At 45.6% G+C, this 8,936-nt stretch carries 7 protein-coding genes; 2 read left to right on the plus strand and 5 right to left on the minus strand.

The genetic code is table 11. The annotated features are described in order from the left end of the window. The first annotated feature begins 105 nt into the window (after positions 1-105). Both VN379_RS06960 and VN379_RS06965 read left to right on the plus strand, forming a co-directional pair. Entirely contained in the window at positions 106-714 is a 609-nt protein-coding gene (locus VN379_RS06960) for an FmdE family protein (RefSeq protein ID WP_325532207.1), read from the plus strand. A gap of 2 nt (positions 715-716) precedes the next feature. Then, entirely contained in the window at positions 717-1,544 is an 828-nt protein-coding gene (locus VN379_RS06965) for an SAM-dependent methyltransferase (RefSeq protein ID WP_325532209.1), read from the plus strand. Positions 1,545-1,722: 178 nt separating this feature from the next. On the opposite strand, the gene VN379_RS06970 is transcribed toward VN379_RS06965, so the two are convergent. From VN379_RS06970 to VN379_RS06990, 5 genes are all read right to left on the minus strand, one after another. Next, positions 1,723-4,584 (minus strand): FAD-binding and (Fe-S)-binding domain-containing protein, encoded by a 2,862-nt coding sequence (locus tag VN379_RS06970; RefSeq protein WP_325532211.1) that lies wholly within the window; start codon positions 4,582-4,584, stop codon positions 1,723-1,725. Positions 4,585-5,062: 478 nt separating this feature from the next. Beyond that, positions 5,063-5,584: a redox-sensing transcriptional repressor Rex gene (locus tag VN379_RS06975; protein ID WP_325532213.1), complete on the minus strand. Its 522-nt coding sequence runs from the start codon at positions 5,582-5,584 to the stop codon at positions 5,063-5,065. Between the two features lie 111 nt (positions 5,585-5,695). Continuing rightward, complete coding sequence (locus tag VN379_RS06980; RefSeq protein WP_325532215.1) at positions 5,696-6,286, minus strand: class I SAM-dependent methyltransferase; 591 nt, start codon at positions 6,284-6,286, stop codon at positions 5,696-5,698. Then, on the minus strand, positions 6,279-6,812 hold the full coding sequence (locus VN379_RS06985; RefSeq protein ID WP_325532217.1) for an ECF transporter S component: 534 nt from the start codon (positions 6,810-6,812) through the stop codon (positions 6,279-6,281). The genes VN379_RS06980 and VN379_RS06985 overlap by 8 nt, the downstream gene beginning before the upstream one ends. A 21-nt stretch (positions 6,813-6,833) precedes the next feature. Then, the gene (locus VN379_RS06990) at positions 6,834-8,867 is read right to left on the minus strand and encodes a TonB-dependent receptor (protein WP_325532219.1); all 2,034 of its coding nucleotides are present in this window, start codon (positions 8,865-8,867) and stop codon (positions 6,834-6,836) included. Between the last annotated feature and the right edge of the window lie 69 nt (positions 8,868-8,936).

Below are 8,936 nucleotides of genomic sequence, written 5' to 3' on the forward strand. Positions count from 1 at the left end.
AATTTAATAATGTTGAAATAAGGTATGAAACTTTATAAGGAACTGCAGTTCTTTATTTGGGCATGCCTTTTTATTTATCCTACTAAATGATTGGGGGGAATGAACATGATTAACCGGCCTGCTGATTATCAAAAAGCGATCGAATTTCACGGACACTGCTGCCCAGGGCTTACTATCGGCTACCTGGCTGCCAAAGCCGCCATCGAGCGCCTTGACGTGACCCGGTCTGAAGACGAAGAACTTGTCGCCATCGTTGAGTCTGACGGCTGTGGTATTGATGCTGTGCAAGTGCTGCTAGGCTGCACCATCGGGAAAGGCAATCTTATCTTTAAAGATCATGGGAAACAGGCCTATACCATCGGCAACCGCCAGACAGGTAAAGCTGTGCGGATTGTTATGACGGGAGAAGTTATTCCGCTATCTGCAGAACAGGACAAGCTTAAGAGGGCAGTATTCGGCGGCGAAGCCACAGCTGAGCAAGAGGGTGCCTGGCACAAAATTCAGGAAGAACGCACAGCCCGGATGTTGGCAACCCCTTTTGCGGACTTATTTAAGATCGTAGATGTTGAACTTAAACTGCCCTCAGAGGCTAAGATCTTTAACTCTGTCATCTGTGCTTACTGTGGCGAAAAGGTTATGGAAGCCCGCGCCCGTTTGCAAGACGGCAAAATTGCCTGCTTAGCCTGTACTGAAGATTACAGCCGGGGGTGGTAAGCTTGTATAATGCCCGGTTTTGGGATAAAGCCTGGCAGGACAGCAGCAAAAAAGCAGGCCGGCGGCGTCCTGACCCTAAGCTGTGGCAAGAATACTGGAGCTACTACTCCAGTCGTTATGCTGAGCATAATGCAGCAAACAAAGACGTGCACCAGCGTATCATTGATGACTTACTTGCCCAGGGAGCAATCAGACCCGGTGACAGCCTGCTGGACATTGGTTGTGGGCCAGGCACCTACGCCCTGCCGCTGGCAGCCTATCATGTCAAAGTAACAGGCCTTGACACCTCCAGCGGCATGCTTGAAGCACTGTCTACTCAAGCAATCAGCGCTGGCTTGCAAAAAAACATTACCCCCTTGCTGGCCGACTGGCAGGATATTGCGCCAGAACCGGCCTATGACATAACCTTTGCTGCCAAAAGTCCGGCTATTAACAACTATGACAGCTTGATGAAAATGACCAAAGTGGCCCGCAGAGCCTGCTGCCTAATCGGCTTTGCCGGCAAACACGACATTGGTCTACGTCGTCTGTTATGGGAGAAACTCTTACAGGAGCCCGCCCCCGGGCCATCCTTTGATATCATCTATCCGCTCAACATTCTATATCAGAAAGGCTACCGCCCCAACGTTACCTTCACTACCTACGGTCAAACCAATCAGGAGCCTCTTTCCTATCTGATTGACCACTATACCAGATATTTTGCCGTAATGGGTTTAAACGGCCCTGACATTGAAAACAATATCCGTCAGTTTTTAGAAAACAGCGCGATTGACGGTTATTGTGCCGATACCTCGGAAACTACTATTGGGATTATGTGGTGGCAGGTATAGGCTCTACTTTATGACATGTTCAGCCACATTCTTAGCTATTGACTGCTAACTATTTCCCGGGAAATGACACTAATCGACGGTGAATCTTAAACCTATTACAAAAACACTCATAGACCCGAAATAAGGGAGCCCTGGCTGCGGGGCTCCCTTATTGTGCCCCATACGGATTGTTCTTAACTTAGTTCTTCTTTCGCCCCAGGCAGCAGCGGTCAACCAGAACCGCAATTGATTGATAGCTGATGCCGCTGTGATCTGCTAAACCAATCTCACAGGTGCGGCTATTGGAAAAACCGCAGTTGCAGTCTGACGGTATCGATTCTTTGAGATGCGCCAGCGCCGATTCGTTGAGTTCAGGCACCTCGAACCCCTTGTCACCGGCGAAGCCGCAACATTTAACCTTGTCCGGTATAATAACCTCAGTTGCGCAAGCCTCGGCCACAGCCCGGAACTTTTCTGCCAAACCCATTTTAGTGGCGCTACAGGTTACATGAATGGCAACTTTCTCCGGTGATTTTTTAAACTCTAATTCGTTAAGCAGATAGTCGTGAATAAAGTCAACCGTATCCAGGATTGTCAGCCGCTGATCCATTACCCGTTTCATCCGGTAGACGCAGGGGCTGGTATCGCAGAGTACCGGGTATTGCCCATTATTACTGCACTCCAGCAACACCTGTTCCAGCTTAGCGCTCAATTCGTCGGCAGCATCGAAGTACCCCTTACTCTCAAATGGCATCCCGCAGCATAACTCCTCCATACCGGGTGGAAAAATAACGCCATAGCCGGCTTTATTAAGCAGGGACATCATCACCTGGTGCAGCGACCGTTGATCACTATCCTCTTTGGCCGGGCCCATCGTACGGCTGACACAGCTGGGAAAATAAACTATTTTGCGGCTATCAGGCGGGGCAGCAGGTGGCGCTTCCAAACGCGCACTTGCTTTGGGCAACCACTTATTCCACTTAGGCACACTCTCGCCGATAACCGAGCGGGCTGCTTTGGCTAAACCGCCAACCGTACAAGTTCCCAGAGTCTGATGTGCCAGGTGCGCCCCTGCCAAACCCAGTTTTGCCAGTGAAGTAATACCACCAAAATGTTCGGCCATGAATTTGGCTGTTCTCCGTCCCCGGCTGGTAATCTTAGTTGAGCGCAAATATTTAGTAAAGCTACCGGTATTAATTGCCAGCGGACAGGTCGTTTGACATAAACCATCAGTGGCACAGGTTATCTCGCCAAAATAGTCATAATCCTCTTCCACCCGCTGTTCCAGCACTTTATTTGTTCCGGCTGCCCGCAGCCGGGCCAGCTCACGCTGCACGGCAATACGCTGGCGCGGACTACTGGTCAGATTAAGGGAGGGACAGTTAATCTCACAAAAGCCGCACTCCATACACTTATCAACAAGTTCATGAACCTGCGGCATGATTTTCAGATTCTCAACATAGACGTCTGGATTATCGGTAATTACAACATCGGGGTTGAGCAGCGCCTCCGGGTCAAAAGCCTGCTTTATTTGTTTCATATATTTATACGCTTGCTGACCCCATTCCAGCTCAACAAAAGGAGCCATATTCCGGCCAGTGCCATGCTCAGCCTTTAATGAACCGGAGAAACGCTCCACTACCATACTGCACACTTCATTAATAAAGCCTTTATAGCGACTGATATCTGCCAGGGTGTCAAAATTCTGATTAAAAACAAAGTGGACGTTGCCGTCTAACGCATGACCATAGATCACACCATCACCGTAACCATGCCTGTTCATACATTCCCGCAAGGCGAGAACACCCTCAGCCAGTAATTCTTTTGGGAAGGCAACATCCTCAATGATAACCGACGTGCCCTGGCGCCGAATGCCGCCGACAGCAGGAAATACGCCGGCCCGGATCTTCCATAACGTCTCATACTCGGTTTTCTTATCAGTGAAGGCAATCGGAAACAGAACCGGGATGTCGGCTAAACATTGGATCGTTTTTTCGATGTTACTATCAAGTGTAGCTTTGTCCAAAGCTCTAATCTCTACTAACAACGCTGTTGCCTGCTCGTCCAGCTCTTTTAAAAATGCCGGCATACCGGCGCTGTCTTCTACCGAACGCAGCGAAATACGATCAAGTAATTCTGCTGCCGCCACTAACGGGCGCTCCAGCCGCATTACCGCCATACAAGCCTGTTTCATATCCGGGAAAAACATGAGTGCCGAGGCTTTATGGGCATGTTCAACAACCGTCTTGTAGGTTATCTCCGCAATAAAGCCCAGTGTTCCCTCTGATCCGATCATAAGATGGCTAATAATGTCAATTGGGTTATGATAATCGACAAAAGCATTGATGCCATAGCCGGTAGTGTTTTTAATCTTAAATTTGCGAACAATCAGCTGGCGCAGCTGCTGGTCGGCATTAATCTCATCCCGGATGTTTTCAATAGCGCCGATCAATTGCTGATGACTACTGATAAAGTGCTCACAAGAATCAGGATCAGCCGTATCTAAAATAGCTCCATCTGCAAATATTATTTTCATAGCAGCAATCGTTTTATAGCTGTTATCGGCAGTACCACAGCACATCCCACTGGCATTATTAGCGGCGATACCACCGATCATCGCATAGTTGATCGAAGCTGGGTCAGGCCCGATTTTCCGTGAGTATGGCCGGAGATACTGATTAGCCTCAGAGCCAATAATCCCCGGTTCCAACATAATGGTTTCGCCCTGATCATCAATCTGGTAGCCGCTCCAGCCCCCTGCCAGCAACAATAGCACCGAATCAGTAAGCGCCTGACCTGACAGGCTAGTGCCTGCCGCCCGGATCGTAGTTGCAATCCTTAATTCACCGGCAATTTTGAAAATTTCAGCTACCTCTTGGGATGTGCGGACTTTGACCACCAGCTTGGGTGTTATGCGGTAGAGGCTGGCATCTACTCCATAGGCCAGTGTTCTGATCGGGTCTGCAAAAATATGGTTAGCAGGAATAAAGGTTATCAATTCCTCGTAAAACTTACGATAGTTCTCCGGCAGATTAAGTATATCACTCTTCACTGTACGCATACCCACTCTTACCACCCATCCCTTCTTTATTTACAGAGTGTATTTGATTTTATTGGTAATTTCGCCAATAAAGTCGAATAACCTCCTAATTTGTGAGATTTATCAAAAAATTGTAGATTTTTGTACTTAACATCCACTAAATATAGGTATACAGCCTTGTAATAACTCTGTTGTTTTCGTACATCTTCTTATCTGCTTCCTGCCGCAACTAAAGACGCATAGTAAAAACTCTTATGTTACATATCCGCCTGGCAAATAAACAACAAAAGAACTTTACTTTACTTTACTACTACATACAATACATTTCAACCCTGCGCGTGTCTTAAACGCGGTTCTAAACTCGTATAAGCCTCATCTTCAACCCTGCCACTGCTCAGGTTATAAGAAAGCTGGCTAAGACAAGTGGTCACATTGATCTGACTTAAAGAAATATTATCCGGTAGGCATATGGATACAGGCGAAAAGTTAGCAATCCCCTTTATACCTGCCTTAACCATGGTATTTGCCACTCTCTGGCCTCTTGTGTTGGCACAGTGAGTAACCCGATCAAGATTGCCTGTGATTTTATCAGGTTTGCTAAGTTTCCAGGGCGATTCACAGTTAATCCTAAGCCAGGGATCTTGTGACCATGACTTCTTTTATCCAAATCAACCACTGCAGCAATCTTAAAACCCGGTGGCAACAATCTGTCATAATTACCAACTCCCGTAAATGGAACCCCTCTGCCAACCAACACTGAATTCCATACTGCATTGTATCCAAGAATCTCACCCACCCATGACAGCAAATATTCAACCTCATAGCCGACTCCCTTAGTGCCAAAACCGCCAAAATAGGCCAAATCTCTGCGAATCACCGACGAAGCAATCCCTGTCAGCTTACTTAATTGTGTAGATGCACAAACCTGTTCTCCCTCATCCCGAATTTTTTTCAGAATGCTATAATAGATCGCCATTCTGGCAATAGTTACTTTAGCTACCTCTTCCCTTGGTTTAATCATGTTGTCCATCTTCCTTTCAATCCTAATAAACTAAAAAGGCATGAAACTACGGCAAATTACCGTCGGCTTCATACCTACGTTCTATCTGTATATGACTTTTTCAGGCAGTTACTAGGCTTTTACAGCCTTGATAAAATAGCGGTCCTCTGCATCAATAACATCTGTCACCTGAAACCCTACAGTCCTCATCAGTTCACACACCGTTTCTGCCGGCGACAGGCGATCATCTTTGACCGCCTCACTACCCTGATGAATGGCATTTACCTGTTGGCGGGAAATGTCATGCATGATAACCAGCAATCCGGCTTCACACAGATGCTTGCGCATATGGGTCATAAATAGCTGTTTATCTTTAATATGAGGGAAAAAATTAAAACACAACACTGCATTAAATAAACTTTCAGGAACAAACTCCATAATGTCGGCAACGGTAAAAGTAATACCACCAAGGCCGCCATATTTCTCCTTTGCCTTAGCCAGCATATTGGCCGAAAAGTCCACTGCGGTTACTCCACCGGACGAACCAATTGCTTGTTTAATAAATGGTAGTAATACACCTGTACCACTGCCTGCATCCAATACGTTAAATCCTTGCTCTAAGCCAACCTGCTCAACGAGTTGAGCAATTTTTTCAGCATCAGCCAAACGAGTATTATCCCACTGGCTCGCAATCTTGTCAAAAAAATCCCGTTCATTACTCATGTACTTTCACCTGCCTAAACGCCCCCGAAGCTGCTTCAAGTCTTTTTACCAGCAGCGGGACAAAAAATAATTGGATGGCAATCCCCGGTAATCCGGTAGTAACTGAGGCAATAATAAATGGTAGTGGTTTTAGCTGAACTGCAAATATGGCAGCCATACCGGCCACAAGCAAAGCAGACGCGATACGCCCTGCCAGCATGGACCCAATCAGCGACCACACTAGCGGCAGCTTGCGCTGCCGGTACAGATACCCTGTTATAGCCCCATATACACCTAATTCTAGCACCATAATAGGCAGCATAGGCATTAGCGGCGGCATCCCGGTAGTAAAGCTGCTTATAACCGGCGTTAACAGCCCCGTAGCCAGACCACCTTTGAAGCCAAGCAACAATCCTGCCATCAATACCGGGATGTGCATCGGGAGAAATATCTGTCCAACCCCCCCGAAGAAATGGAAGGCTATCGGCATTGTTACGCCAAGAGCGATAAACATAGCCACATTAAATAATTTGTGAGTATAATTCATAGGTTCACCTTCTACCTTGGCCTATATTTTTTGGGTCAGGCTGACATAGTACGAACGACCAGGCATTGGGTAGCCAATTTGTTCTACATATTGCTTGTCAAAAATATTATCTACATAGAGGCTGACCGTTCTTGTTTTGTCAAGTTCACGGACAACAGCCAGGTTGTGAGTGGTATAGCAGCCAATTTCGCGCAGTGTGGTATTATTATAGAGTGCTTTCTGGGAACTTGTAAAGTTTATGCTATAGCGTACTTGCCAGGGTTTATTGTCATAATGATAGGCGAGCATTGCTTTGTGCTGTGGTCGATAATCAAGCTCACCAGCCAAACCGGCATTCGTAAGACTTGAACCAACCTTGTCGGTATGCTGATTGGTATAGTTAAACATCACTTTATTTATCTCATCAAATTTGTAGACATTTTCCCATTCAGCACCCCATACTTTGACTTTATCAATGTTATAACACCAAAAAGGATTAACATGCTGGAAGTTAATATAATCATCAATGTCCTGATAATACAACGTAGCTTTGGTATTGTATTTATCACTGACCTTTTGTTCGGCGCCAATCTCATAGCTATATCCTTTCTCTGGTTTAATCTGTTTATGGTAACCGGGATTAGCTACGTCCTGACCAATGTTAGCATTATATTTCTGAGACCACCAGTAATATTCAGCCATTGACGGCGCCCGCCACAACCTGTTAACCGATAAAAATGTAGTTGTAGTCTCATTGTTTCGGAAAGACAAACTCATTTTCGGCGATAATGCATCAGCCTCGTAATTACGCATAGCAGTTGCCCTCACATCATCCTGTCTGGCCGAAAGATGGTCATAACGCAGACCTAGATAAGCCGACCAGCGATCATCCAGTTTAAAAGTATCGTCAACATATGCTCCCCATAAGTCTATCTTTTGTGAAGGATATATTTCATCTGTGTTTCCGGCCCGCTTATCATAATAACCTGATCCATACCGTAATTGTTTATATTCACCGCCGTAACCAATCGTATGCTCGTTAATCTTCGTTTGACCTGATACGCCGATGTTATCAGATTGATCGCTTACTACTGTACGATCCAGTTCAATTGCAGTACCAGCCGCATTATAATTGACTTCACGGCGTTTTTCATCATTTTTCCAATAATCAATGCGCCAGAAGCCGCTTTCAGTTTTATGATTATATGTAAAATCATAATAAATATTATCTTTTTCCCAGTATGCACCTGGATTTAATTGATAACTTGGTGAGAAACCTGGAGATAACGACTCACCATCACTAATTGGAAACCTCGAATCAAAATTCGGCCCTGGTGTATTGGCAATAATAAAACCGCGCTTAGTCTCAGTCTTATTAACACCAACAGCAATACTGTCTTCAGGTGTAATATCATAGTTTAGTCTTAGGCCATACTGTTCAGAATCATAATCATTGTTCCGCAGAAAAGCATCTGAACTTGTCTTATTGGCGATAATATTAAAATTTAGTTTTCCTGCTGAACCACCATAATTAAACAAATAATCCTCTCTACCGTTACTTCCTGCCAGAATGTTAATCTCGCCGCCGTTAACACCTTTATCCCGCGTAATAATGTTGATAACCCCGCCTAGCGTGTTGCCATGAGCAGCAGATTTACCACCTTTAATGATTTGAATCTTCTCTACTGTGTTTAAGGGAATGGTTGTCCAATCGGCATACTGCCCACCCATGACCCCGGCAGCATTGATCTGCCGTCCGTTTAAGAGCACAGTATAACGCCTGGCATCAAAGCCTCTCAATTTTATTGTGCCATCCTGGTTATCACCTGCCGTTGTGCGCTGTTGAATGTCAATACCGGCAAACCCTCTTAATAGTTCGGGGATAGATGAGGCTTTTCCCGGGCTTACTGTTTTAACACTAACTGTTGTGTCAGCGTTATCTTTCTGCACACTGTCGGCTTGAATCACAATCTCCTCAAGACTGTATATTGGGGTTTCCTGGGCCATTGCAGGGGTTCCTGCCAGCATCATGCTGGCAACTGCGGCAATAGCAAGTGTTTTTCTACTAATTATCATATACACCTCTCCGTAATTTTTTTAAAAACAAAAAGGTATGAAAACACAAAGGGATCTATTACATCCCAC

The sequence above is a fragment of the Sporomusa sp. genome (assembly GCF_035561255.1).
Taxonomy (GTDB): Bacteria; Bacillota; Negativicutes; order Sporomusales; family Sporomusaceae; genus Sporomusa.

Excerpts from the sequence above, each read along its gene's own strand:
- VN379_RS06960 (WP_325532207.1), top strand. The coding sequence starts at position 106 with ATGATTAACCGGCCTGCTGATTATCAAAAAGCGATCGAATTTCACGGA.
- VN379_RS06970 (WP_325532211.1), bottom strand. The coding sequence starts at position 4,584 with ATGCGTACAGTGAAGAGTGATATACTTAATCTGCCGGAGAACTATCGT.
- VN379_RS06975 (WP_325532213.1), bottom strand. The coding sequence starts at position 5,584 with ATGATTAAACCAAGGGAAGAGGTAGCTAAAGTAACTATTGCCAGAATG.
- VN379_RS06980 (WP_325532215.1), bottom strand. The coding sequence starts at position 6,286 with ATGAGTAATGAACGGGATTTTTTTGACAAGATTGCGAGCCAGTGGGAT.
- VN379_RS06985 (WP_325532217.1), bottom strand. The coding sequence starts at position 6,812 with ATGAATTATACTCACAAATTATTTAATGTGGCTATGTTTATCGCTCTT.
- VN379_RS06990 (WP_325532219.1), bottom strand. The coding sequence starts at position 8,867 with ATGATAATTAGTAGAAAAACACTTGCTATTGCCGCAGTTGCCAGCATG.